Annotated in this window: 16 protein-coding genes; 7 read left to right on the forward strand and 9 right to left on the reverse strand. The window is 72.3% G+C overall.

The features are described 5' to 3' along the window. Positions 1-157 precede the first annotated feature (157 nt). Positions 158-3781: a hypothetical protein gene (locus AB0F29_RS25540; RefSeq protein ID WP_361876119.1), complete on the reverse strand. Its 3624-nt coding sequence runs from the start codon at positions 3779-3781 to the stop codon at positions 158-160. 409 nt (positions 3782-4190) lie between these two features. On the opposite strand from AB0F29_RS25540, the gene AB0F29_RS25545 reads away from it, so the two are divergent. Beyond that, positions 4191-5561, forward strand: a complete 1371-nt coding sequence (locus AB0F29_RS25545) for a glycosyltransferase family 39 protein (RefSeq protein ID WP_361876122.1) — start codon at positions 4191-4193, stop codon at positions 5559-5561. 510 nt (positions 5562-6071) lie between these two features. Next, positions 6072-6722, forward strand: a complete 651-nt coding sequence (locus AB0F29_RS25550) for a hypothetical protein (RefSeq protein ID WP_361876125.1) — start codon at positions 6072-6074, stop codon at positions 6720-6722. A gap of 359 nt (positions 6723-7081) precedes the next feature. Here AB0F29_RS25550 and AB0F29_RS25555 read toward each other — a convergent pair whose 3' ends face one another. The 4 genes from AB0F29_RS25555 to AB0F29_RS25570 are packed head-to-tail and all read right to left on the reverse strand — an operon-like array spanning position 7082 to position 12816. Next, complete coding sequence (locus AB0F29_RS25555; RefSeq protein WP_361876128.1) at positions 7082-8248, reverse strand: acyl-CoA dehydrogenase family protein; 1167 nt, start codon at positions 8246-8248, stop codon at positions 7082-7084. Between the two features lie 8 nt (positions 8249-8256). Beyond that, a complete protein-coding gene (locus AB0F29_RS25560; RefSeq protein ID WP_361876131.1) occupies positions 8257-9228 on the reverse strand; it encodes a hydroxymethylglutaryl-CoA lyase in 972 nt (323 codons plus the stop codon). Continuing rightward, complete coding sequence (locus AB0F29_RS25565; RefSeq protein WP_361876138.1) at positions 9225-11186, reverse strand: acetyl/propionyl/methylcrotonyl-CoA carboxylase subunit alpha; 1962 nt, start codon at positions 11184-11186, stop codon at positions 9225-9227. The genes AB0F29_RS25560 and AB0F29_RS25565 overlap by 4 nt, the downstream gene beginning before the upstream one ends. A 7-nt stretch (positions 11187-11193) precedes the next feature. Continuing rightward, complete coding sequence (locus tag AB0F29_RS25570) at positions 11194-12816, reverse strand: carboxyl transferase domain-containing protein (RefSeq protein ID WP_361876141.1); 1623 nt, start codon at positions 12814-12816, stop codon at positions 11194-11196. A 166-nt stretch (positions 12817-12982) separates the two neighbouring features. Here AB0F29_RS25570 and AB0F29_RS25575 point away from each other — a divergent pair, with 166 nt between their 5' ends. Then, positions 12983-13600, forward strand: coding sequence for a TetR/AcrR family transcriptional regulator (locus tag AB0F29_RS25575; RefSeq protein ID WP_361876144.1), 618 nt, complete (start codon positions 12983-12985; stop codon positions 13598-13600). Between the two features lie 83 nt (positions 13601-13683). Then, entirely contained in the window at positions 13684-14349 is a 666-nt protein-coding gene (locus AB0F29_RS25580; RefSeq protein WP_018959389.1) for a GPP34 family phosphoprotein, read from the forward strand. An 86-nt stretch (positions 14350-14435) separates the two neighbouring features. Here the strand turns inward: AB0F29_RS25580 and AB0F29_RS25585 are convergent, their stop codons facing one another. Further along, positions 14436-15350 carry an NmrA family NAD(P)-binding protein gene (locus AB0F29_RS25585; RefSeq protein WP_361876148.1) on the reverse strand — a complete coding sequence of 305 codons (915 nt, stop codon included), beginning with the start codon at positions 15348-15350 and terminating at the stop codon, positions 14436-14438. 104 nt (positions 15351-15454) lie between these two features. Between AB0F29_RS25585 and AB0F29_RS25590 the strand changes: the two genes are divergently transcribed. Beyond that, positions 15455-16069, forward strand: a complete 615-nt coding sequence (locus AB0F29_RS25590; protein WP_361876151.1) for a TetR/AcrR family transcriptional regulator — start codon at positions 15455-15457, stop codon at positions 16067-16069. A gap of 167 nt (positions 16070-16236) precedes the next feature. Here AB0F29_RS25590 and AB0F29_RS25595 read toward each other — a convergent pair whose 3' ends face one another. Together AB0F29_RS25595 and AB0F29_RS25600 are read right to left on the reverse strand one after the other, a co-directional pair. Beyond that, the gene (locus AB0F29_RS25595; RefSeq protein ID WP_361876390.1) at positions 16237-19302 is read right to left on the reverse strand and encodes an acyltransferase family protein; all 3066 of its coding nucleotides are present in this window, start codon (positions 19300-19302) and stop codon (positions 16237-16239) included. Between the two features lie 23 nt (positions 19303-19325). After that, positions 19326-21050: a cellulose synthase catalytic subunit gene (locus AB0F29_RS25600; protein WP_361876154.1), complete on the reverse strand. Its 1725-nt coding sequence runs from the start codon at positions 21048-21050 to the stop codon at positions 19326-19328. 369 nt (positions 21051-21419) lie between these two features. On the opposite strand from AB0F29_RS25600, the gene AB0F29_RS25605 reads away from it, so the two are divergent. Together AB0F29_RS25605 and AB0F29_RS25610 are read left to right on the forward strand one after the other, a co-directional pair. Next, positions 21420-22247, forward strand: coding sequence for a phosphatase (locus AB0F29_RS25605; RefSeq protein ID WP_361876157.1), 828 nt, complete (start codon positions 21420-21422; stop codon positions 22245-22247). 95 nt (positions 22248-22342) lie between these two features. After that, a complete protein-coding gene (locus AB0F29_RS25610; RefSeq protein ID WP_361876160.1) occupies positions 22343-22777 on the forward strand; it encodes a YdeI/OmpD-associated family protein in 435 nt (144 codons plus the stop codon). 126 nt (positions 22778-22903) lie between these two features. Here AB0F29_RS25610 and AB0F29_RS25615 read toward each other — a convergent pair whose 3' ends face one another. Then, complete coding sequence (locus tag AB0F29_RS25615; protein ID WP_361876163.1) at positions 22904-23887, reverse strand: cation diffusion facilitator family transporter; 984 nt, start codon at positions 23885-23887, stop codon at positions 22904-22906. Positions 23888-23979 lie beyond the last annotated feature (92 nt).

Below are 23979 nucleotides of genomic sequence, written 5' to 3' on the forward strand. Positions count from 1 at the left end.
GTGTCGAACTCGTGGGGTGCGAGGGGGCTTTCGTAGTGGCCGTCGGTCCGGTTGCAGAGCCACTCCTTGCGGACCACGGCCTTGGAAGCCCACGGAAGTCAGTAGAGTCCAGGAGCAGCCACGTACCCCGGGCAGTTGCGTCAGATGTCTGGCTACCTCAGCAGGTCTGCCGGTAGGAAAGCTCGGGCAGGTAGGCGCCCCACTGTTCCGCCCCGAGCCCGCCCTCAGCCCTTTCGCACACCTCCCGCGCGGCCTGCCGCGGGTCGAGTACACCGACCTCCCGGTGCACGCTGTGCGGGGTCGCGATGCGCAGGTGGTCGCTGCCGTCGGTGAATCCGAGGCCGAGGATCCGGTCTGCGCCGACCTGGATGAGGGTGCCCGGGGTGCCGGGAGAGGCGGTTTCCCAGACGCGTACGGAACCGTCCTGGGTTCCGACCGCGACGAACTCGCCGTCGGCCGAGAAGGTGACGGGCAGCGGTTCGTTCCGTGCCTCGTGGTCCGATTGTGCGAGGACCGCGTTGCGGTGCCGGCCGAGGGTGTCCCAGAGGGTGACCCGGCCATCACGGGTGCTGACCGCCAGGTGGTCTCCGTCCTGGCTGAACCGCGCAGCCTGCAGTGGTTCCTGACCGTGCAGGCCGGTGACTCTGCGGCCGGTGCCCAGGTCGTACTGATCGCCGTTCGACGCGAGCAGAGCAGTCGCGTCCGGTGTCAGGAAGACGGAGGACGTCTCGGTCCGGGTGCGCAGCAGGCGGTTCCTGGCCTGCTCGGAGGCCCGCCACACCTCGACGACGCTCGGGTCGTCGTTCTGCCCTCCGATCGGACGGGACGTGGCGAACAGCAGGGACGTGGCGTCCGCGCCCACGGCGATGGTCTCGATCAGTTCCGGCACCTTGATCCGCGCGGTCTCGCGCCGGTGATCCACGTTCCACAGGCGAACCTCGGAGCCTCCGTATGCGACGGTACGGCCGTCGGGCGAGAAGGCCACGTGCGGTGCCGCGTCCCTGCGGGCCCGGCCCGGCAGGGCGGTCGTCCTGCCACCGTGTTCGTGCAGCCGGAACTCCCAGTCCTGGCCGTCCCGCCGCGTCGTCACGGCCGTGGCTCCGTCCGCACTGAACTCGGCCTGCTGGTAGCGCTGTCCTTGCCGCCCGGATGCGGTTGCCGCCAGTACGGCGCGAACATCGAGCGTCTTCACGGTGCTCGCCCCGCCGACGACGAAGCGCAGCACCCCGTCTCCCGGATCGACCCGTGGCTCGACAACGTAGGGCCCTTCCGGTGTGTAGGTCGTCAGCGGGCGGTCCGGGTGAGCGGCGTGCCACAGGGCTATGTCACGGCCCTGGGCGGTGACGGCGTACGCCCCGTCGGTGCTGAAAGACGCTTCCGGCCTGTCCTCTCCGCCCGTCTTGATCCTGGGCCGTTCCCGGCCGTCCCGCACATCCCAGGTACGGACTCCGCCGTCCACGCCGACGGCAAGGGCGCGGCTGTCGGGCAAAAACGTGAACCGGGCTCCCTCGTCGCACAGTTCGCGGCCCGCCTCGCGGGTCCAGGGTGCGGGCATCCGGCGCTTCGACTCGATGTCCCAGACCGAGAGTCGGGCGCCCTCGTATGCGCAGGCGGCCAAGAGCCTTCCGTCGGGGCTCAGCTGGGCGAAGGGGCCGTCGCCCTCGCGTGATCCCGCTGTGAACACGAGCCGACCCGTCTCCACGTCCCACACCTGAACCCTGGACCCGCTCTGCTCCTTGTCGGCGTCCTCGGTGAGGAGCAGCCGCCCGTCGGGGCCGAACTCCGCTTCTGGATAGCCCCCCTGAAGGCGACCGAGTCGGTGCGACCGCTGTCCGTCGTGCAGGTCCCGCACGACGACGGCACCCCGGCTGTCGAGATACGCGACCCGCCCGGCGTTGCGGCTGACGGCGAGAACCGACGCGAAGGCGTCGCCCGGGATCTCGGCCTCGCCCAGTGAGCGGCCGGTGCGTGAGTCCCATCGATACACACGGTCCCTGCCGACCTTTGTCAGGATCCGGCCGTCCGCACTGAGTCGTCCCTGGGATTGCAGGTCACCCGTGCCGTCGCGCGGTGTGAACGACGACTGCTCGCGCTGGGAAGCGGCACCCCGCACCGCCTCCCGGGTTTCCGGCAGGTCCGCGATCCGCCAGGACGCCACGCTCAGCCGCATGGCCAGTCGCGGGTCCGAGGCACGTAGGGCTGTCGCGACAGCGACGACACGGCGGGCCTCGGCCTCGTCGTGGCGGCGGTCGCTGACACGGCTCTGCTGCCAGGCCACCGTGCCGGCGACCGCGGCCAGGCACATCAGCAGCGCGAGGGCCGCCAGGAGAAAGCGGCGGCGGCGCGCACCACGTGTGCGTGTTCGTAGCGCCTGCTCGTGGGCGACCAGGCTCGCGAGGTGGAAGTCGGCTTCCAAGGCCGTCAGCTCGCCGGAAGTGCCCGCGTCCTCCCGGACCCGGTCGTTCCGATCACCAAACGCCTCACGAGCCGCCGAGAGCCGTACGCCCCGGTACAGGGCTCCGGGGTCTCGGTCCAGTGCCTCCCACACACGGGCGGCCTCCGTCAGCGCACGATGCAGACGCAGCCGTTCCCGGTCAGCCTCGATCCAGCCTCGCAGCCGTGGCCATGCGGTGAGCAGGGCTTCGTGTGCGAGGTCGACCGTGGCACCGTCGACGGTGAGCAACCGGGCCCGCACCAACTCCTCCAGGACGGCCGTCTCCGCGATTGCCGACGGTATTTCGGCTCGGTCCGCGGGCCGACGGGTGTCCTGCGTGCCGTCGCCCGGCGAAACCAGACGCAGCAGTAGCCGGCGGGCGACGGCGGCCTGCTCGTCGGTGAAGCGGGCATACACCGCCTCCGCGGTGTGGGCGATGGCTCCGTGTATCCCCCCGATCGCGTCGTACGCCTGCTCGGTGAGGGTCTTGCCCCGGCGCCGGCGCCAGACCTCAAGAAGGGCGTGTGCCATCAGCGGCAGACCACCCGGCTGACTCTCGACGTCGGCAACGATGCGCGCGGTCAACGCCTTCTCCACGAAAAGGCGATCGCGCTGGGCCGGCCCGATGATGGCCTCCCTGAGCTGGGCGGACGTCATCGGGCCGACGAGGAGCGTGGCGGATCGCAAGGCGTCGGCGAGCGGACCGTGGTCGGCACAGCGGCCGTAGAAGTCGGCGCGCACGGCGATGACAACGCGTACTCGGCTCCCGGGTGCGCGGGCGGCGAGCAGCGCTTCGACGAACCGGGCGCGGGAGGAGTTGTCCTGGCAGAGCGTGAACAGCTCCTCGAACTGGTCGATCAGGACGATCGTGTCGCCCTTCTCGGCGGCAACCGGTGAGAGCAGGGCGGGGTCGGGGTGTTCCGACGGGGTGATGACACGGACGAGGGCGGGCCTGCGCCGCGGATCCTGTTCGCCGCGCAGGGCGGGGACGAGCCCAGCGCGCAGCAAGGAGGACTTGCCGCTGCCGGAGCCGCCCACCAGCGCGACGACGCGGTGGCGGGCGACGGCGGCGGCCAGTTCCGCGACGAGTTCACCGCGCCCGAAGTAGGTGTCCCGGTCGTCGGGCTCGAACCGTGCCAGGCCCTTGTAGGGGGAGGCCGCCCCCTCCTCCATGGCCCCGGCTTCCTCGGCGGCCTCTGCCGTGGCTGTGCGCCATCGCCTTTCCCATTCCGCCTCGTCGCCACCGCAGGCACGCACATAGGCGAGGAGCACGGGCAGAGTCGGCACCCGTCCACCAGACGCAGCGGCGGACAGGGTCGGGGCCGAGAACGCGACGTGCTCAGCCATCGCCCGATATGTGGGTGTGCCGACTTCCCCGCGCAATTTCCGCAACTCGTATGCGAGGCGTGGGGCGGCGCCCGCAGCCGGGTCGAGCGGCTTCTCGTGGCGCCCCATCGGTAACTCCCCCATCACGTGATGCGCGCCTCTCCCGCCACGGCCGCGTCCCCATCAGCCCTACGACCCTATCGGCAGGCGTTCCTGCTGCTCGGCGACCTGCCGGGAATTGATTGGCGCTCGGGACGGGGGCTGCGCATCAATTCCTCGGCGGCTGGACTCGGCCTACCCCACCCGTCGAGGTACACAGGAGCCAGTCATCGCCACCTCTCAGGTCCTCGGACACCCCGCACCGTCCTGCGCCGCGCCCGACCCTCGCGTGCCGGCGGCACCCGGTCGGCGACGCGTTGTCGTCGTGCCGGTGCTGCTCACGCTCGCGCTCGGCCTCTGGGGCGTTCGGCGCGGTGACGCCGTATGGCACGACGAGGCCGTGACGATCGGGCTCGCGAGCCGTGATCTGCCCGATCTCTGGCAGACATTGGGACGCGTGGACGCCGTGCACGGTCTCTACTACCTGTTGATGCACTGCCTCTTCGACGTCTTCGGCACCGACGTGGTCGTACTGCGGCTGCCCTCCGTGCTCGCGATGGCAGCGGCCACGGCCGGTGTCGCGACACTCGCCGTGCATCTGGCAGGGCCGCGTGCCGGGTTGTGCGCGGGCATCGTGTTCGCCGTGCTGCCCGGGGTGCAGCGGTACGCGCAGGAGGGCCGTTCGTACGCGCTGGTGTGCGCCCTTGTTGTCTGGGCGACATACACCTTGGTGCGAGCGGTCGAGCGCGACCGGCGGGGCATGTGGGCGGCGTACGCGGGGCTGCTGCTCGCGGCCTGTTTGCTGCACGAGTTCGCGGTACTCGCGTTGGCCGCGCACGCCCTGTTCGTGCCGCGTGCGAGGCGCCGGATCTTCGCCGAGACGGCTGTGCCCGTCGTGGTGGCGCTCGCCCCCCTTGTGCTGGTGAGCATGCGGCAGTCCAGCCAGGTGGGCTGGCTGGATGCCACGAAGCCGGACGAGTACGCCCGCTTCTCACTCATGGCCGGCGTGGCCCTGGCAGCGGCGGCGCTCGCATGGGCACGGCGGACCCGCACCGCACACGAGAGTCGGCTGATCGCCCTCGGCCTCAGCCTTTTCCTCGGGCCGACCGGACTCCTGATGCTGTTGTCCCTGGCCAAGCCGCTGTACCTGGACCGATATGTGGTCTACGGCGCCGCGGGCTTCGCGCTGCTCCTCGGTGCCGCGTTCGACCAGGCGCTGCGGCTCGGGCCCGGCATCCGCGCGGGTGCGGTCATCGCGGCTGTTGTCGCCTGCGTGGCATTGGTGCCGGCCACCCTTGAGCTGCGCACCCCCGCGAGCCGCTCGGACGACATGACCACACTCGCCGCAACCCTGCGCGAGACCACCCGGCCCGATGCCGGCGTGGTCTACCTGTCGGTAAAGCGCCGGGCCTGGGAACTCGCCGACTCCAGGCCCGGCGCCGGAGTGGATCTTGCACGGGCACGTGGCCCGGCCGCCTCGCACAGCCTGTACGGCACGGAGGTGCCGCCCGACGAACTACGCGCTCGGATGCTCACGCGCTACCGGATCGTCGCCGTCGACTCGCCGTCCGGCGTCGCGGTGGAAGACGACGTCATGGCGCGCGTGAAGCGGGACACGCTCGCTGACCACTTCGAGGTATGCAGCGTGCGCACAGCCGATGGTTCAGCGATCACGGTGTACGCACGCCCGGGCCACTGCTGAGGCCGGAAGGGCGAGCAACTTGCGATGGCGGGCGCTTGCCTCTTGCCTCTTCCGACTTGGTGCTCCGGGCACTGAAGCAGATGCCACACCAGATCAGGGGAGAGATCGTCTTGGGCTGCCAGCGTGCTCAGTTCAGCATCCACAGTCATGACCGGAGGCCAAGCGCTGCACGGAGCTTCGTGCCACAACGCCATCGCCCCTCCACCCCACCCCAGCAGCCCGCATGTCACACAGAGATCGAGCAGGCCCTCCTGCTGGCCGACCGGATGTCGACATCACTCGTCCATGATCCCTTCGGGTGCGCCCAAATCGACCGGATTTCATCGAAGGTGTTGTTCGGCGACCCGTCCCAGCAGGTCACCGCCCGCCGCCAGTTCCTCGGCGACGCCCTGGCCGGGCCACCCTCCGGGAGAACATCACCCTCGGCCAGGGAGACCAGAGCGCAACCGCCGTCCTGGCCGCCGCCAATCCGCGACGGGTGTGTCAGTCCCGGCTGGCACCATTGCGCCCATGAGTTACAACATTGCCTACTCCACTGCCGACCAGGCCGACGTCCTGGCCTTCCTGGGCAACAGCCGCTCGCTGACCGCAGATCAGGAGCGGCGCCTTGGCAATATGCTGAAGTTCGCGCAGTCGCGTCAGGATGGTCTCGACCACGAGGGCATCGACTGGGGGCTGTCCATCCCGGAGGCTCTCGATCACCTCGTCGCGGGACACACCTCCTCCGAGGCGGAGTACGCGGGCAACTCATACACCGCGGCGTTGCAGATCATCATCGACCGCAACGCCTCCGATCCGTCGCACTTGGGCACCTACTCGAAGCCGTCGACCTTCTTCAGCCTGGTTGACGAGGAGATGCGGCGCCTGGGCGTTCCGCTGGACCTGCTGCCCCACGGCTACCTGTACGGCGGTCTGCCGGCGCGCTTCCCCCACATCCCGCACGCGGTGGACGGGTACCCGGCCATCGGCCATCTCCCGCTGGACAGGGCCAAGCCTGCGGCCGATGCCTACCGTGCCGTCCTCGACCGCATGGACCCGGACCTGCGCTACGACGTTCAGGAACTCATCGACAAGCTCGATGTCGAGCACGACGAATGGGAGACGGCGACGAAGCACGTTTCCTGGTACACGCAGGACACGCTCTTCTTCAGCCTCACCTGATCGGGCACCCCGGGCCGGCCGCCAGGCCGGGATGCCTTCACACACGACGGCTTCGTCCACAGTGAAGAGCATAGAGGCTGGGTACGACAGTCCAGCCGCTCCGTGTCTCAGTGCCTATGCCCTGGCGGCGCGTGCGTTGGAGGAGGCCGACGTCGGCATGGCTCAGACCGAAGAAGTCACGGATGCTGCGTGGCTGCCGGTAGATGCTCCCGCGTCGCGGAAATTGGGCCGCAGGGTGTTGAGCGGACTGTGCTGAATGGCACCCGTGACATGGACCATGAGGCATATCGGGCTTGACCGGCCGCCATGGAATGTTCCACGGCGGCCGGTCGGCAGCCCGAGTACCGGGAGGCGGCAGATCAGCCCGGCAGCCCCAACTCCCTTGCGATCAGCATCCGCTGTACCTCGCTCGTTCCCTCGCCGATCTCCAGGATCTTCGAGTCCCGCCACATCCGCGCCACCGGGTACTCGTTCATGAAGCCGTAGCCGCCGTGGATCTGCGTCGCCTCCCGGGCGTTGTCCACCGCCACCGTCGAGGAGTACAGCTTCGCGATCGCCGCCTCCTTCTTGAACGGTTCGTCCGCCACCAGCCGCGAGGCCGCGTCGCGCCAGCCCACCCGGGCCATGTGGGCGCGCATCTCCATGTCGGCGATCTTGAACTGGATCGCCTGGTTCGCGCCGATCGGCCGGCCGAACGCGTGGCGCTCGGCCGCGTACTTCACCGACTCGTCCACGCAGCCCTGCGCGAGGCCCGTGGCCAGTGCCGAGATCGCGACCCGGCCCTCGTCCAGGATGCGCAGGAACTGTGCGTAGCCCCGGCCCTCCTCGCCCAGGAGGTTGGCCGCCGGGACGCGGACGTCGGCGAAGGACAGTTCCCGGGTGTCCGAGGCGTTCCAGCCGACCTTGGAGTAGGGGGCGGCGACCGTGAAGCCCGGGGTGCCGGAGGGGACGATGATCGCGGAGATCCGGGGGCGGCCGTCCTCCTTGCGGCCGGTCACCGCCGTCACCGTGACCAACTCGGTGATGCCCGTACCGGAGTTGGTGATGAAGCACTTCGAGCCGTTGATCACCCACTCGTTCGTCGCCTCGTCCAGCACGGCCGTCGTGCGTGTGCCGCCCGCGTCCGAGCCGCCGTCCGGCTCGGTCAGGCCGAACGCGCCCAGCGCCTCGCCCGCGCAGAGCTTCGGCAGCCACTGCCGCTTCTGCTCCTCCGTGCCGAACAGGTGCAGCGGCATCGCGCCCAGCGAGACCCCGGCCTCCAGGGTGATCGCCACCGAGGAGTCGACCCGGGCCAGCTCCTCCAGGGCGATCCCGAGCGCCAGGTAGTCGCCGCCCATGCCGCCGTACTCCTCCGGGAACGGCAGCCCGAACAGGCCCATGCGGCCCATCTCGCGCACGATCTCGTACGGGAACTCGTGGCGCTCGTAGAAGTCGCCGATCTTCGGCGCGACCACGTCGTGCGCGAACGCCTCGACCGTGCGGCGCAGTTCCTCGTGTTCGGCGGTCAGCCGGTGGTCCAGGGACATGGTGTGGCTCACTCCTTGTGGGAGGGGGAGGAAGAGGAAGGGGTCAGGGCGCGGACCGTGCGGGATGGGCTCGGTCGGCCCAGGTGTCCGGCGAGCCAGACGCTGGTGGCGGTCAACTCGTCGAGGTCGACGCCCGTTTCGATGCCGAGGCCGTTGAGCATCCACACGAGGTCCTCGGTGGCGAGATTGCCCGTGGCGCTCTTCGCGTACGGGCAGCCGCCCAGGCCGCCCGCCGAGGCGTCGACCGTGCTCACCCCGTGCTGGAGTGCCGCCAGGGTGTTGGACAGCGCCTGGCCGTACGTGTCGTGGAAGTGGACGCCGATGGATTCGGTAGGGACGGACGCCTCGTTCAGCGCTGTCAGCAGGGCCGTTACGTGGCCCGGCGTCGCCACCCCGATCGTGTCGCCCAGCGACAGCTCGTCGCAGCCCAGATCCATCAGCGCCTTCGCGACCCGGACCACCTGTGCCACGGGCACCGCGCCTTCCCACGGGTCACCGAAGCACATCGACAGATAGCCGCGCACATACGCCTTCTCCGCCTTGGCGCGGGCCACCACCGGCTCGAACATGGCCAGCGACTCGTCCACGGTCCGGTTCAGGTTGCGGGCGGCGAACGTCTCCGTCGCCGAGCCGAACACCGCGATCGACCGGGCTCCGAGCGCCAGCGCCCGGTCCAGTCCGCGTTCGTTCGGCACGAGGACAGGGAGAGCGACGTCGCCCACGTCCGCGATCTCCCCGAGGAGGGGGAACAAGGCTTCCGCGTCCGCCAGTTGGGGCACCCACTTCGGGTGCACGAAGCTCGTCGCCTCGATCGTCGTCAGACCGGCCACCGCCAGCCGGCGGATGAACTCCGCCTTCACCTCCGTGGGGACGGTCTCCTTCTCGTTCTGGAGGCCGTCCCGCGCGCCTACTTCGTGGATACGGACCCGGGCCGGCAGCCCGGGGGCCGGGACCTCCATGGGGAGCGGGCGCGTGGTCATGAGCCCTCCTCGACCGAAGCAGCCGCCACGGGGACCACCACCGCCAGGATCTGGTCCATCGCGACCGTCGCGCCCGCCGTGACGTCCAGCTCGGTGACGGTCCCCGCGTGCGGGGCGGAGATCACGTGCTCCATCTTCATCGCCTCCACCACGAGCAGGCTCTGTCCCGCCTCGACCTCGTCCCCGACGGCGACCTTCACCACCGTGACCGTGCCCGGCATCGGGGCCGCCAGGGTGTCCGCCCCGCCCCGGCCCGCCCCGCTCAGGGACGCCTTCACCGGATCGTGGTCCTGGACGTGCCAGGTGTCGCCGTCCCGGCCCAGCCAGTCCCCGGAGCGGTGGAAGTGGCCCACGGCGCCGTCGAGTTCGACCGTGACCCGGTCGGCCGTGACCGTCGCGGAGGCCGGAGCGCCGTACGTCACCGGGTCCGCGCCCGCCACCCGCAGCGGGAAGAGCAGCGGCGCCGGCACACCCCCCGTCCGCCACCCGCTCGGCACCGAGAACGGGTCCGTCCAGCCGCCCGCGTCCGGCCGGGGCTCCAGCGCCTCCCGGCGGACCGCCGCCGCCGCCGCGTACACCTCGTCCGGCACCCCGTCCGGCACCAGGCCCTCCGCCTCGCGTTCCACGAGCCCGGTGTCCAGGTCGCCGGAGACCACGTCCGGGTGGGCCAGCAGACGGCGCAGGAAGCCCGCGTTGGTCGGGACGCCCAGGATCACCGTGTCCGCGAGGGCCGCCCGCAGTTTGCGCAGCGCGCTCGCGCGGTCGGGGCCGTACGCGATGACCTTCGACAGCATCGGGTCGTACAGGCTGCCCACCGGCACGCCCTCGCTGAGCCCCGAGTCCGTCCGTACCCCGCCGCCCTGCGGCTCGCGCAGCGCCAGCACCGTACCGCCGGAGGGCAGGAAGCCCCGGGCCGGGTCCTCGGCGCAGACGCGGGCCTCGATCGCCCAGCCGGTCAGGGTGATGTCCTCCTGCGCGTACGGCAGTCGCTCGCCGGACGCCACCCGCAGCTGCCACTCCACCAGGTCCACACCGGTGATCAGCTCGGTGACCGGGTGCTCGACCTGGAGGCGGGTGTTCATCTCCATGAAGTAGTACGAGGACGGGTCGTCGCCCGGGACGATGAACTCCACCGTCCCCGCGCCCGCGTACCCGCAGGAGCGCGCCGCCTGCACGGCCGCCTCGCCCATCGCCGCCCGGGTCTCCTCGTCGAGGAAGACCGAGGGGGCCTCCTCGATGATCTTCTGGTGGCGGCGCTGGAGCGAGCACTCGCGCTCGCCGAGGTGGATCACGTTGCCGTGGGTGTCGGCCAGCACCTGGATCTCGATGTGGCGCGGCCGGTCGATCCACCGCTCCACGAGGAGGGTGTCGTCGCCGAAGGAGGCCCGTGCCTCGCGGCGGGCCGCCGCGATCTCCTCCGCCAGCACAGCCGCGTCGCGGACCAGGCGCATGCCCTTGCCGCCGCCGCCCGCGCTCGGCTTCAGCAGCACCGGCACGCCGATCTCCCGTGCCGCTTCCTCCAGTTGGGCGTCGGTCAGGCCGCTTCCGGCGGAGCCGGGCACGACCGGGACCCCGGCCGCCGCGACCGTCTCCTTGGCCCGGATCTTGTCGCCCATGAGGGAGATCGCGGAGGCGGGCGGGCCGATGAAGACCAGTCCCGCGTCCGCGCACGCCTGCGCGAAGCCGGCGTTCTCCGCCAGGAAGCCGTACCCGGGGTGCACGGCCTGCGCGCCGGTGCGGCGGGCCGCCTCCAGGAGCGCGGGCACGTTCAGATAGCTCTCGGACGCGGGCGGCGGGCCGATCCGGACCGCCGTGTCCGCCTCCCGTACATGCCGGGCGTCCGCGTCCGCGTCGCTGAAGACCGCGACGGAACGCACGCCCTGCTCCCGCAGGGTCCGGATCACCCGGACCGCGATCTCGCCGCGGTTGGCGACCAGAACGGTGTCGAACATCGTCATCTGTTCCTCACATCCGGAAGACGCCGAAGCCGGGCCCGGCCGGGTCCTTCTGGGGCAGCGGGGCATTGGCGCAGGCCGTGAGCGCGAGACCCAGGACCTGCCGGGTGTCCACGGGGTCGATCACACCGTCGTCCCAGAGCCGGGCGGTCGCGTAGTAGGCGTTGCCCTGGGTCTCGTACTGGGCGCGGATCGGGGCCTTGAACGTCTCCTCGTCCTCGGCGCGCCAGTCGTCGCCGAGCTGGTCGCGCTTGACGGTGGCCAGCACGGAGGCGGCCTGCTCGCCGCCCATCACCGAGATCTTGGCGTTCGGCCACATCCACAGGAAGCGGGGGCTGTAGGCCCGGCCGCACATCGAGTAGTTGCCCGCGCCGTACGAACCGCCGACCACGACCGTCAGCTTCGGCACGCGGGTGCAGGCCACGGCCGTGACCATCTTCGCGCCGTGCTTGGCGATGCCGCCCGCCTCGTAGTCCCGGCCGACCATGAAGCCGGAGATGTTCTGGAGGAAGACGAGCGGGATGCCCCGCTGGTCGCACAGCTCGATGAAGTGCGCACCCTTCTGGGCCGATTCGGAGAACAGAATCCCGTTGTTCGCGACGATCCCGACCGGGTGGCCGTGGACGCGGGCGAAGCCGGTGATCAGCGTCTGCCCGTACTCCGCCTTGAACTCCTGGAAGCGGGAGCCGTCCACCACCCGGGCGATGACCTCGCGTACGTCGTACGGCGTCCGGGAGTCCACCGGGACCGCGCCGTACAGCCCGGCCGGGTCCACCTTCGGCTCCTCGGCCGGCTCGACCGACCAGGGGAGCGGGGCGCGGTCCGGGAGGGTCGCGACGATGTTGCGGACGATCCGCAGGGCGTGCGCGTCGTCCTCCGCGAGGTGGTCGGTGACCCCCGACGTACGGGAGTGGACCTCGCCGCCGCCCAGCTCCTCCGCCGTGACGACCTCACCGGTGGCGGCCTTCACCAGGGGCGGGCCGCCGAGGAAGATCGTGCCCTGGTTCCGGACGATGACGGCCTCGTCGCTCATCGCCGGGACGTACGCCCCGCCCGCCGTGCAGGAGCCCAGCACCGCCGCGATCTGCGGGATGCCGGCCCCCGACATCCGGGCCTGGTTGTAGAAGATCCGCCCGAAGTGGTCCCGGTCGGGGAAGACCTCGTCCTGCATCGGCAGGAACGCGCCGCCCGAGTCGACCAGATAGAGGCAGGGGAGACGGTTCTCCAGCGCCACTTCCTGGGCGCGCAGGTGCTTCTTCACGGTCATCGGGTAGTACGTGCCGCCCTTGACGGTCGCGTCATTGGCGACGATCACGCACTCCCGGCCGCTGACCCGGCCGATCCCGGCGATCACGCCGGCGGCCGGGGCCGCGCCCCCGTACAGCCCCTCGGCGGCCAGCGGGGCCAGCTCCAGGAACGGCGAACCCGGGTCGAGGAGGGTGTCCACCCGGTCCCGGGGGAGCAGCTTGCCGCGCGCCTCGTGGCGGGCCCGCGCCTTCTCACCCCCGCCCAGCCGTGCCGTGGCGAGGCGTCCCGCCAGCTCGTCGGAGAGCGCGCGATGAGCCGCCTCGTTGGCCTGCCAGGCCTCCGAGGCGGGATCGGCCGCGCTCGCCAGGACCGGTGCCTGCTGCATCGTGTCGAGCCCCCTTGCCCGTACCGCGATAGTCAACCGCTGCTGTCTCTGCTGACACTGTTGTCAGCGCTGGCACTGCTGTTGGTGCCGGCACTGCTGTTAGTGATCGTTAACGCGTTTCCCTCAGGTTAACGAGCGCTAACGACCCTGTCTAGAATGAATCCTCATGAGCACCCATGCCGCCGCCCGCGTCGCGGCCCCCACCCGCCGCGAGCAGATCCTCCGGGAGGCCGCCCGCCTCTTCGCCGAGCGCGGCTTCCACGGCGTCGGCGTCGACGAGATAGGCGCCGCTGTCGGGATCAGCGGTCCCGGTCTCTACCGTCATTTCCCCGGCAAGGACGCGATGCTCGCCGAGCTCCTGGTGGGCATCAGCGAACGGCTGCTGGAGGGCGGCCGTATGCGGGTGTCGGAGGACGCCGCCCGGGGCGACGGCTCCCCGGAGGCCCTCCTGGACGCGCTCATCGAGGGCCACATCGACTTCGCCCTCGACGACCGCCCCCTGATCACCCTCCACGACCGCGAGCTGGACCGGCTGCGCGACACGGACCGCAAGCGGGTGCGCCGGCTCCAGCGTGAGTACGTCGAGGTCTGGGTCGGCGTCGTCCGCGCCCTCTACCCGACGCTGGCCGAGAACCGGGCCCGTGTCACCGTGCACGCCGTCTTCGGCCTGCTGAACTCCACCCCGCACCTGGCCCGCCCCGAGACCCTGCCCGGCCGGGCAGTGACCGCCGCCCTGCTGCACCGGCTGGCCCGGGGCGCCTTCGCCGCCGCGGAACCATCCTGAGCAGCGGTTTCGCCTCCTGAGCAACCCCGGACCGTACTCGCGCGTCTGTCCGGTCGACACCTAACGATGCGGGGAGTCGCACCATGGCCGTCTCACTGGGCGAAGAGATCATGCTGCTGTCGCTGGACGACACCACCGGCGCGGCGAAGGGGGAGACCGCCGCCCGCTGGGGCGTGGCGGCAGGCATGCTCCTGGAGCTGGTCATGGCGGGCCGCGTCACGGTGAAGGGCGGCCGCGTCGAGGTCTTCGACCCGTCCCCCACGGGCGATCCGCTCCTGGACGGACGGCTCGACCGGCTGACGCGCTGGGTCCACGGGGCGTCCAGCAGCCGCAAGGTCACCGACTGGCTGACCCGGGACCACGCCAAGGGCTCGCAGGACGTCGTGGAGAGCCTCTGCGCCCGCGGCCTGGTGACCGAGGAGAAGCACCGGGCCCTCGGCGTCTTCCCCGTGCGCCGCTACCCGGAGGCCGACGGGACCGTCGAGCGGGAGCTGCGCGCCCGGCTGGCCGCCGCGGTGCTGCACGGGGCCGAGCCGGACGCCCGCACCAGCTCCCTCGTCGCCCTGCTGCACGCCACGGGCATGCACCCCCAGGCCTTCCCCGGCCTGCCGAAGAAGCAGGTCGCGCCGCGCATGGCCCACATCGCCGAAGGGCACTGGGCGGGCGTGAGCGTGGGCGAGGCGATCCGCAACCTCCAGGCGGCGATCTCCACGGTGACCGTGGTGACGGTGCTCTCCGTGGTGACGTAGGGCCGCACCTGGGCGCCGCATCCGGGCCGCATTCCCGCCGCGCCCGTGCCGGTCCCCTTGGGAAGCGCCCGGGCCCGAGGCGGCCGTCAGGCCCGCGCAGCCGTCAGGTGCCGGTCCGCCCAGGCGGCGAACGAGGTCACCGGAACCCCCAGCTCCGTGGCGAGTTCGGGGCGGGCAGGCTGCGTGATGGCGTTGCTCCACAGGTGGCCGGCGCCCCAGGCCGGCATCCCCGCAGCGAGGGCCTCGTCGAGATCCATGGAAGGGGCCTCCACCGGCACGCCCCACGCGGTGGACAGCGCCCCGGCCACCTGCTCCATCGTGAGCCGGTCGCCCGCGAGTTCCAGCTCCACCCCGTGGAAGCGGTCGGGCTCCCGTACGGCGTGGGCGACGGCCGCGCCGATGTCCTCGCAGGCCACCAGCGCCAGGGTCGTGTCCGGCCGGATCACCGTCGCGAGACCGCCGCCGGGGCCGTCCGGCGCCAGCTGGGGCAGGTTCTCCATGAAGAACGCGGGCTTGACCACGGTCCAACGGGCGAAGCCCGCCCCGCGCACCGCCTCCAGGATGGCCTGCTTGGTGTCGAAGTAGGGCTCCATCGCCGCCCAGCGGCCCTCCGCCCAGCCCGGCGTCTCCGTGTGCACGCCGACCCCGCTGGTCGAGGACTGCACGAACTGCGGCACGCCCGCGGCCCGCGCCGCCCCGATGAGGTGCGTCGCCTGCGCCAGCTCCCCGGCGAAGTCGACGCCGCTCTCGCTCATCGGCGGCATCTGCACCGAGAACACGGCCCGGACGCCCGCGCAGGCCGCGTCCAGCGAGGACCGGTCGGCCAGGTCCCCGGTCACCAGCTCGATCCCCAACGCCTCGACGTCCTTCGCGCGCCGCGTGTGCGGGTCGCGCACGAGGGCGCGCACCGGGATGCCGGCGGCCAGCAGGGCCCGTGCGGTGGCCCCGCCCTGGCGGCCGGTGGCGCCGGTGACCAGTACAGGGGCGGTACGTGATGCCATGGGGGTGTCTCCTCGCGAACCGGGGAACGCGAAACGGCGGGGCCCGCCGTTTCCTCCCGGCTACGATATGGCGGGGCCCACCACTTAGCAACTGGAGTGAGAACGTGACCGGTCAGCGCGCGGACGCCCGCCGCAACTACAGCCGCATCCTCGCCGTGGCGGAGGCCGAGGTCGCCCGGCACGGAGCCGCCGCCTCCCTCGAACAGGTCGCCCGCACGGCAGGCGTCGGCTCCGCCACCGTGCGCCGTCACTTCCCCACCCGCCAGGCCCTTCTGGACGCGGTCTTCCAGGAGCGCATCCAGGCCCTTGGCCGGCGCGCGGAAGAGCTGAGCCGGACCGAGGACAGCCGCGCCGCCCTGCTGGACTGGCTGCGCGCCTTCGTGGAGTACGCCGTCTCCGCCCGGGGGTTCGCGGACGCACTGACCTACGAGCCGCCGACCGACGCGCCTGCCGGTGACGCGCCTGCCGGTGAAGCGCCCGCCGGTGATGCGCCTGCCGGTGACGCGCCGCACTCCTGCGGCGCGGTGCTCGACAGCGCGGCCGCCCCCCTGCTCCGGCGCGCGCTGCGGGACGGGACGGTCAGGCCGGGCGTCACCTTCCACGACCTGATCACCCTGGTCGTCGGCATCGCCCTGGCCACCGAGCACTACGCCGAACCCTCGGTCCAGGCCGACCGCCTCTTCACGCTCGCGGTCGAAGGCCTCAGCCCCAGCCCGTGAAGGCCGGGCGGCGGGGCGCCTTCGGTCAGCCGGCCCGGGCTCTGACCGAGCCCCGGACGTGGTCGGCTCGCCCCGTTCGGGCCCGTCCCGCCCGGCCCTGGCCTTGCCCCGTCCCGGCCCGTCAGCCGGCCAGCCTCTGACGGGCCGGGGCGAGAGGCGGCCCCCGGTCAGCCGGCCCGGCCCTTGACCGAGACCCTGACCAGGTCGACCCGCATCGGGTGACCCGGCTCGGTCGCGGGGCCCACCGTCGCCCCGTCGGCCTCCGGCAGCTTGCCGCCGACCGCCACGTTCAGGATCAGGAACACCCCGTGGTCCACGGCCCGCTTCCAGGTCCCGGCGTCCATCGCGTCGGCCCGCACCCGGTGGTACACCCGGTCGTCCAGATACCAGCGCACCTCCTCCGCCCCGGGGGAGAGGTCGACCTCGACGGCGTACGTGCGGAACGCCCCACGGCAGTCCGCGCACGCCTGCGGTCCCGACGTCAGCCCCACGGGCTCCTCGCACGGCCCGCCCTCCAGGACCCCGCAGTGCATCGAGCCGAAGAAGGCGTCCCGGCCGTTGACCGACTCCATCACGTCCAGCTCGCCGACCCCGGGCCAGCCGGTGTACCCGTCGCGCAGGGGCGCTCCCAGGGTCCAGAACGCCGGCCAGTAGCCCGCCGCCTTCGGCCCCGCCACGTCCGGCAGCGCGATCGACGCCTCGATCCGCAGTACCCCGCCGGGCGGCGGCGCGAAGTCGGACCGCACGGTCGTGATCCGGCCCGAGCTCCACTGCCCACCCCGCCTGGTGGGCACGATCTCCAGGGCGCCCCTCCCGTCCAGGCGCACGTTGTCGGTCGAGTCGGTCATGGTCTCGATCTCGCCGGTGCCCCAACGCGGCGCCGGGCAGCCGGGATAGCAGGTGCCGAGGTCGTGACTCCAGTTCGCGGGGGAGGGGCGGCTGTTCGCCGGCCCGTCGAAGTCGTCCCGCAGCAGCTCGGTCCAGCCGCCCGCCCCGGGCGCGGCGGAAGGCACGGGCGCGGGGGCACCGACCGGGGGCAGCGCGCCCGACTCCGTCAGCAGCCGCTCCAGCCGGGGGGCCAGCACGATGGCCGCCACGTTCGTCAGATGGGCGTCGTCCCGGTAGAGCAGGACCCGGTCCCGCACCGCCGGGCACGTCGGGCCGTCCCCCGGGCACAGCACCTGGTTCACGCCGACGGACCGCACGCCCGGCACCGCACCCGCCGCGATCCGCCGTGCCAGTTCGTCCGCCGGGACCGCCTCCGCCCGGCTGAACGCGCAGGCGGCAGTGGAGTCCGGAGCGCCGGACACGCACGCGGGAATGTCCGTACCCGGTACGGGGGTGTCCTCGATGTACACGATCGGCGCGCCGGTCGCCCGCAGCGGCTTCAGCGTCTTCTCCCAGGCGGCGGCGAGGAGTTCGCGGTCGGCGATGTACCGGTTGAGCGAGGCGATCACGATCAGCCGGGGCTTCGGCCCCGTACGCAACCGGTCCAGGGCGTCGGCCCGCCAGGTGTCGCACTCCCGGTACTCGCGCCCCAACTGGGGGTTCTTCACGGTCAGTTCCGGTAGCGGGCAGCCCTGCTTCACCAGCTCCTGGAGCGCCCAGCCGCGCTGGGAGGCCAGCGCGAGCAGCGGGGAGAACCACTGCCCGGCGTGCGAGTCGCCGAGCAGGACGACGCGGTCGGGGCTGTCCACCGCCCCGAACAGGCACTTCGGGCTGCGGGTCACCGCCGGGGCGACCTGGCAGGCCCCGTCCGGCGGGAAGTCCTTGCGCGCCTGGGCCGGCCCCGGCACCAGCGGGCCGTCCGCGAGCGGGGAGCCGTCGGCCCGGGCGAGCAGCGAGGGACCGGCGGCCGCGCCCGGCGGGAGGCCCTTGGCGTCGACGGGGGTGGCCGGGCCCATCAGGTGCAGGGTCGTCGTGCCGACGACCAGCGCGAGCACCACCGGCAGGACGATGGCGGAGACCCCCACCGCCAGTCCCCGGCGCGGAAGTTCGGAGACCGTACGGCTGCGGCGCAGCGGCTGCTCGACCCAGCGCATCGTGGCGAGGGCGGGCAGCGCGGCGGCCAGTGTCAGCGCCGTCTTCGCGGGCCAGCCGAGCGCCCCGAGGCGAGCCTCGGCGAGGACGAGTACCGGCCAGTGCCACAGGTAGAGGTTGTAGGAGAGCCGCCCGACCGCCCGAGGGGCCCGGCCGCTCAGCAACCGCCCGACACCGTAGGCCCCTTGGGCCTCGCGCTCGCCCCGGCCCGGGATCGCGGCGAGGATCACGGCGGCCGTGCCCAGGGTGGGAACGAGCGCCGCGTAGCCGGGGTACGGGGTCGACGCGTCGTACGACACGACGCACCAGACGATCGCCGCGGCCCCCGCCCACCCGCAGACCCGCCGCAGCGGGCGCGGCCCGCGCAGCAGGTGCCAGGGCAGCAGCGCCAGCAGCGCGCCGACGGCGAACTGCCAGACCCGCGAGGGGGTTCCGAGATACGCCAGCGAGACGGAGTCCCGCGTCCAGTGCAGGGACAGCGCGAACGAGGCGAGCGCCACCGCAACTGTTGCGAGCGCCACGACCGCGCGCACGGCCCGGCCCCGGCGGACCGCACGGGCGGCGACGAGCACGATCACCGCCAGCAGCGGGGCCCAGAACAGGTAGAACTGCTCCTCGACGGCCAGCGACCAGAAGTGCAGCAGCGGACTCTGGTCGTGCCCGGCGGCCAGGTAGTCGGTCTGCTGGGAGACGAACCGCCAGTTGGCGACGGACAGCGCCGCCGCGAGGACGTCCTGCTCCAGGTCGGCGCGGAGCAGCGGTACGGTCAGCCACGCCCCGGCCACCGCGACGGCGGCGAGGACGACGGCGGCCGACGGCAGCAGTCGGCGGGCCCGGCGGGAGAAGAAGTCGCCGAGCCGGATCCGGCCGGTGGCGATCGCCTCCCGGACCAGGAGCCCGGTGATCAGATAGCCGGAGATGACGAAGAAGACGTCCACCCCGACGAAGCCGCCCGCCGTCCCGGGTATCTGCGCGTGGAAGGCGAGGACCGCGAGGACGGCGACGGCGCGCAGCCCCTCGATGTCGGGGCGGAACGTGGACCGGTGCGGACTGGGCCCGGACTCGCTGCCCGAGCTGCCCGGGTTGCCCGAGTTGCCCGAACCGATGGGGGTCCCCGGGCGCGGGGGCGTGGCCGATGGCGGCTGGGGAGCGGACCGCTTCCGGCGAGGGCCGTGGGCGAGGAGGAACGGCATCGGGTGGCGCCTTTCGGTGCGGCTCAACTCAGCCACGGGAGCATGGGGTCGACCCACCCGGAGGCGAGCAGGCCGGTGAGCAGGAGGACTGCGGAGGCGGCGAGGGCCTCGGGCCAGCGGCGGGGCAGCACACCCGCCCGGGGCCGGGTCCGAGTCCGGGGCCCGGTCAGCGAACGGTGGCCGGCGGGCGACCCGACGTCGACGGCCTCGGCGGGTGCCCGGCCGTCCGGCCGCAGTTCGGTCAGCAGGTCCCGGATCAGGGGGACATTGATCTGGAGCTGGACCACCAGGTAGAGGCCGAGGCCCCAGGCGGGCTCCCAGCCGTTGCGGGCCACCACCAGCGCGAGGCCCCCGGCGGCGGCCCCGTTGGACAGGATCAGCCAGACCAGCGAGACGCCCACGACCCGGCGGGCCATCGAACCCGAACTCCCCCTGCTCCGCACGCCCGTGGGCACCCAGGCGGCGCTGCGGCCCCGCAGGGTGTGCCAGAACGCGGTGGCGGCGGCCACACTGGTGAGGACGTTGGCGCGGATGACCTCGACCCGCCACCGGGTGCGGCTGATCCGGGGCAGCAGCACATGCCACAGCCACAGCGGGGCGAGCAGCGGCAGCACGTGCCAGGGGCGGATGTGGTCCGGGTACCAGAACATCATCACCAGCGGCGGCAGCGGGGCGGCGAAGGTGTTCACGGCCGTGGTCAGGTAGCCGACGACGCCCTCGTAGAAGCAGAGCCGCATCCGCCATGGCGCGCCCATGCGCTTGAGGACGGGGGTGCCGAGGAGGTGCAGGTTGCCCATCGCCCACCGGTACTGCTGGTTGACGAACGAGGTGACGGTGTCGGGCGAGGTGCCCTTGGCGACCAGGACGGGGACGTACTGGGTACGGAACCCCCGTTCGTGCAGGGCGAGTCCGGTGTAGAGGTCCTCGCTGTGGTCGAGCCGGGCGAAGCCGCCCGCCAGGTCGATCGCGGAGCGGCGGTAGACGGCGTTGCTGCCGCAGCAGATCGCCGCGTCGCTGGCGTCCCGCGAGGGCTGGATCCAGCGGAAGAACCACTCCTGCGCGGCCCCGGCGGCGCGCTGGATCCAGTCCATGCCCGCGTCGGTGTCGAAGCACTGCGGGCTCTGCACGATGCCGACGGCCGGGTCCGCGAGGTACGGGACCAGATGGCGCAGGAAGTCCGGCCGGGGCGCGAAGTCCGCGTCCAGGATCGCGATGTACTCGGCCCCGGACAGCGTGAGCGCGTGGTTGAGGTTCCCCGCCTTCTTCAGGTGGCCCCGGTCGGGGCGTACGACGTACCGGTAGCCGTGCTCGGCCGCCAGGGCCGCCACCTCGGCCCGGGCGGCGTCGTCCAGCACCCAGACGGTGAGCGCGTCGGGCCAGTCGAGGGCGGCGACCGCGCGGTAGGCGTTGGCGAGCACGGGCAGCGGCTCGCCGCAGGTCGGCAGATAGAGGTCCACGCCCGGCAGCCCGGCGGGCCGCCAGGCGCGGACGAGCACCTCGTGCGAGGCCCGGGTCAGCCGGCGCTGACGGAGGCTGTTCACGGAGGAGAGCAGCAGGGCCACGACGTTCAGCCCGAGGATCGCGAGGAAGGCCCACAGTGCGGGGGTCCGTAACGCGAAGGTGAACATCGTGGCCGCCGTGAAGACGAAGGCCAGCGAACTGCTCACCAGCACCCACCGGCGTTGCGGCCCGAAGTACCAGTAGAGCTCGTCGTCGGACGGAGGTTGCGGAAGGTGATGCACGGTCATAAAGCCCCCCACGGCTGTGTATGTGCCCGTTTCAGGTGGCCCACCCTAATGCCAAAGGTATAGACCACTTATCCGAGAGCGTCCCGACGGAGAGAATCGGACACCGCTTTGGCGCGACTCAATTGGTCCAGACCTCTGGGTGGTTCCATTCGAGCCCGACGCCCGCCCGGCGAGGGAAGAAGCAGGTCACGCGGGGGTGAACAGTCCCCGAAGACTTGCCGGGCCGGACGTGCGGGCCGGACGCGTGAACGGCTGTCGGCCCGCACGTCCGGCCGGAAGCGGACCCTCCGCCGGACGGAACACCCGGCACATCCGTCCGTCGGGCAAGACACCGGGCACACCCCGCACACCGGACGGCACAATGGGTCCATGCCGATACCCAGCCGCGCCGTCCTCGTCGACCACCTCGTCCGTACGCGTATCGCGGGGGACGTCGCCACGCCACGCGACAACAACCTCTCCCACTACCGCAAGCTCGCCAACGGCGACCGCCACTACTGGCTGGGCCTGGAGCTGGGCGACCGCTGGACCGACGAGCAGGACGTGCTCGCCGTGATGGCCGAGCGCTGCGGCGTCAACGACGACCCGGCGCACCGGCAGGGCCAGGACACCATCGACCCGGAGCTGACGGTCGACGCCCTGGAGCGGATGGCGGCCCGGCTGCGCAAGGCCGCGGACGGCCGCGAGCGCGTCCTGTTCGCCACCGGGCACCCCGGCGGCATGCTGGACGTGCACCGGCAGACGGCGGACGCGCTGCGCCGCGCGGGTTGCGAGATCGTCCGTATCCCGTCCGGGCTGATGGCGGACGAGGGCATGGTCTTCCAGTTCGCCGATGTCGCGATGCTGGAACGCGGGGCGACCCTCTGGCACACCCACTCCCCGGCCCCGATGGCCGCCATCCTGGACGCCATGGCCCACCTCGGCCGCCCGCTCCCCGACCTGGTCGTCGCCGACCACGGCTGGGCGGGCTGCGCCGGACAGCGGGGGCTGGACGCGATCGGTTACGCGGACTGCAACGACCCGGCCCTGTTCCTCGGCGAGGCGGAGGGCACCCTCCAGGTCACGGTCCCGCTGGACGACCACGTCACCGACCCGCGCTTCTACGACCCGATGACGGACTACCTGCTGCACGCGGCGGGGCTGCTGGAGGAGGAGCCGGTGGAGTCCGTGGAGCCCGCGGAGGAGCCCGCCGCGTAGGGGGGCGGCGAGGGCGTGTCCGGCGATGAGTTTCGGGCCCGGCGGGCGTCTTCACTGACACGACCGCAGGCGTGAGCAGACGTAAGGGGCAGGCCATGAAGTTCAGCACGACGATGTTCCGGACCGGGAACAACACGGGCATCGAGGTGCCGGAGGCCGTGGTCGAGGCCCTCGGCGAGGGAAAGCGCCCCCCGGTGAACGTCACGGTCAACGGGTACGCCTACCGCTCGACGATCGCCCCGATGGGCGGGCGGTACCTCATCCCGTTCAGCGCCGACAAGCGCGCGGAGACCGGCATCGGCGGCGGGGACGCCATCGAGGTGGAGCTGACCCTCGACACCGCGTCCCGCACGGTGGAGCCGCCCGAGGACCTGGCGGCGGCGCTGGTCGCGGCCCCCGGGGCGGCGGATGCGTTCGCCGCGCTCTCGCCCGGCCGGCAGAAGGCGTACGTCACGTCCGTCGAGGGAGCGAAGGCGCGGGAGACGCGGGAGCGGCGGATCGCGAAGACGGTGGCGGAGCTGACGCCGTAGGGAGCAGGGCGGGTGGCGCAGCCGATGCCGCAAGCGTCAGGAGCCGGGGTGCTGCCGGCCTCGGGCGCCCACGCCGCAAGCGGCAGGAGCCGATGCCACCGGCCTCAGGCGCCGACGGCGCAAGCCTCAGGCGCCGGGGTGCTGCCGCCGCAGCCGCTGCGCCCGCCCCGGCGTCGGGTCCAGATAGACCCGCCGCACCGACGGGAACCGCTCGCGCAACTGCGCCTCCGCCTCCTCGCAGGCCCACTCGACCTCCGTGGCGGTGGCCATGTCCCGGAAGTCGATCTTCGCGGCGATCAGGATCTCGGACGGCCCCTGGATGAGCGTGGTCAGCTCCAGTACGTCCACGATGTGCGGCACCGACAGCAGCTCCTCGCGCACCCCGGACCGCATCGCCGGGGGCAGCGGCCGCCCGATGAGCAGCTGCGCGTTGGTGCGGCCGAGCACCCAGGCCACGTACACGAGCAGCAGGCCGATCAGGCAGGACGCGATCCCGTCCCAGACGCCCGAGCCCGAAAGCTGCCCGCCGAGCAGTCCGCCCGCCGCCAGCAGCAGCCCGATCAGGGCCGCCGAGTCCTCCATCACGACGGCCTTCACCGCCGTGTCCGGGGTGTGGCGCAGGTAGTACGCGTCCGGCACCCGCAGCCGTGACGCCTCACGCCGCACCTGCTTGACCCCGGTGCGCAGCGAGTAGCCCTCCAGGAGGAAGGCGACGCCGAGGACGAGGTAGGAGACGAGCGGGTCGCCCAGCTCCTCGCCCTCGACCAGGGTGTGGATGCCGTCGTAGAGGGAGAAGACGGCTCCGCCGACGAAGGTGGCGATGGAGGCGAGCATCGCCCAGATGTAGCGCTCGGGGCCGTGACCGAGCGGGTGCTCCTCGTCGGCCGGCTTCTCGCTCCGCTTGAGCGCGGCGAGGAGCATGACCTCGGTGACGGTGTCGGCGACCGAGTGGGCCGCCTCGGAGAGCATCGCGCTGGAGCCGCTGATCAGCCCGGCGACGGCCTTCGCCACGGCGATGCCGAGGTTGGCGACGGCCGCCACGATCACCGTGAACGTGGACTCCCCGCCATCCCCGCCATCGGTCGAACTGCCCGCTTCCACGTCACTCATGGTGGGGAGTATGTCCGAAATGGCGCTTCAGTTGGCGCTCATCCCGGGGGACGCGACATCCCCGGAGCCTCCCGGGCCCGTACTCCCCGGGA

The organism is Streptomyces sp. NPDC026589, from assembly GCF_040638385.1.
Lineage (GTDB): Bacteria > Actinomycetota > Actinomycetes > Streptomycetales > Streptomycetaceae > Streptomyces.

Coding starts and splice junctions, on each gene's coding strand:
- AB0F29_RS25565 (WP_361876138.1), bottom strand. CDS start 11,186: ATGACGATGTTCGACACCGTTCTGGTCGCCAACCGCGGCGAGATCGCG.
- AB0F29_RS25610 (WP_361876160.1), top strand. CDS start 22,343: ATGAAGTTCAGCACGACGATGTTCCGGACCGGGAACAACACGGGCATC.
- AB0F29_RS25570 (WP_361876141.1), bottom strand. CDS start 12,816: ATGCAGCAGGCACCGGTCCTGGCGAGCGCGGCCGATCCCGCCTCGGAG.
- AB0F29_RS25555 (WP_361876128.1), bottom strand. CDS start 8,248: ATGTCCCTGGACCACCGGCTGACCGCCGAACACGAGGAACTGCGCCGC.
- AB0F29_RS25560 (WP_361876131.1), bottom strand. CDS start 9,228: ATGACCACGCGCCCGCTCCCCATGGAGGTCCCGGCCCCCGGGCTGCCG.
- AB0F29_RS25595 (WP_361876390.1), bottom strand. CDS start 19,302: ATGCCGTTCCTCCTCGCCCACGGCCCTCGCCGGAAGCGGTCCGCTCCC.
- AB0F29_RS25585 (WP_361876148.1), bottom strand. CDS start 15,350: ATGGCATCACGTACCGCCCCTGTACTGGTCACCGGCGCCACCGGCCGC.
- AB0F29_RS25615 (WP_361876163.1), bottom strand. CDS start 23,887: ATGAGTGACGTGGAAGCGGGCAGTTCGACCGATGGCGGGGATGGCGGG.
- AB0F29_RS25605 (WP_361876157.1), top strand. CDS start 21,420: ATGCCGATACCCAGCCGCGCCGTCCTCGTCGACCACCTCGTCCGTACG.
- AB0F29_RS25575 (WP_361876144.1), top strand. CDS start 12,983: ATGAGCACCCATGCCGCCGCCCGCGTCGCGGCCCCCACCCGCCGCGAG.
- AB0F29_RS25580 (WP_018959389.1), top strand. CDS start 13,684: ATGGCCGTCTCACTGGGCGAAGAGATCATGCTGCTGTCGCTGGACGAC.
- AB0F29_RS25540 (WP_361876119.1), bottom strand. CDS start 3,781: ATGGCTGAGCACGTCGCGTTCTCGGCCCCGACCCTGTCCGCCGCTGCG.
- AB0F29_RS25600 (WP_361876154.1), bottom strand. CDS start 21,050: ATGACCGTGCATCACCTTCCGCAACCTCCGTCCGACGACGAGCTCTAC.
- AB0F29_RS25550 (WP_361876125.1), top strand. CDS start 6,072: ATGAGTTACAACATTGCCTACTCCACTGCCGACCAGGCCGACGTCCTG.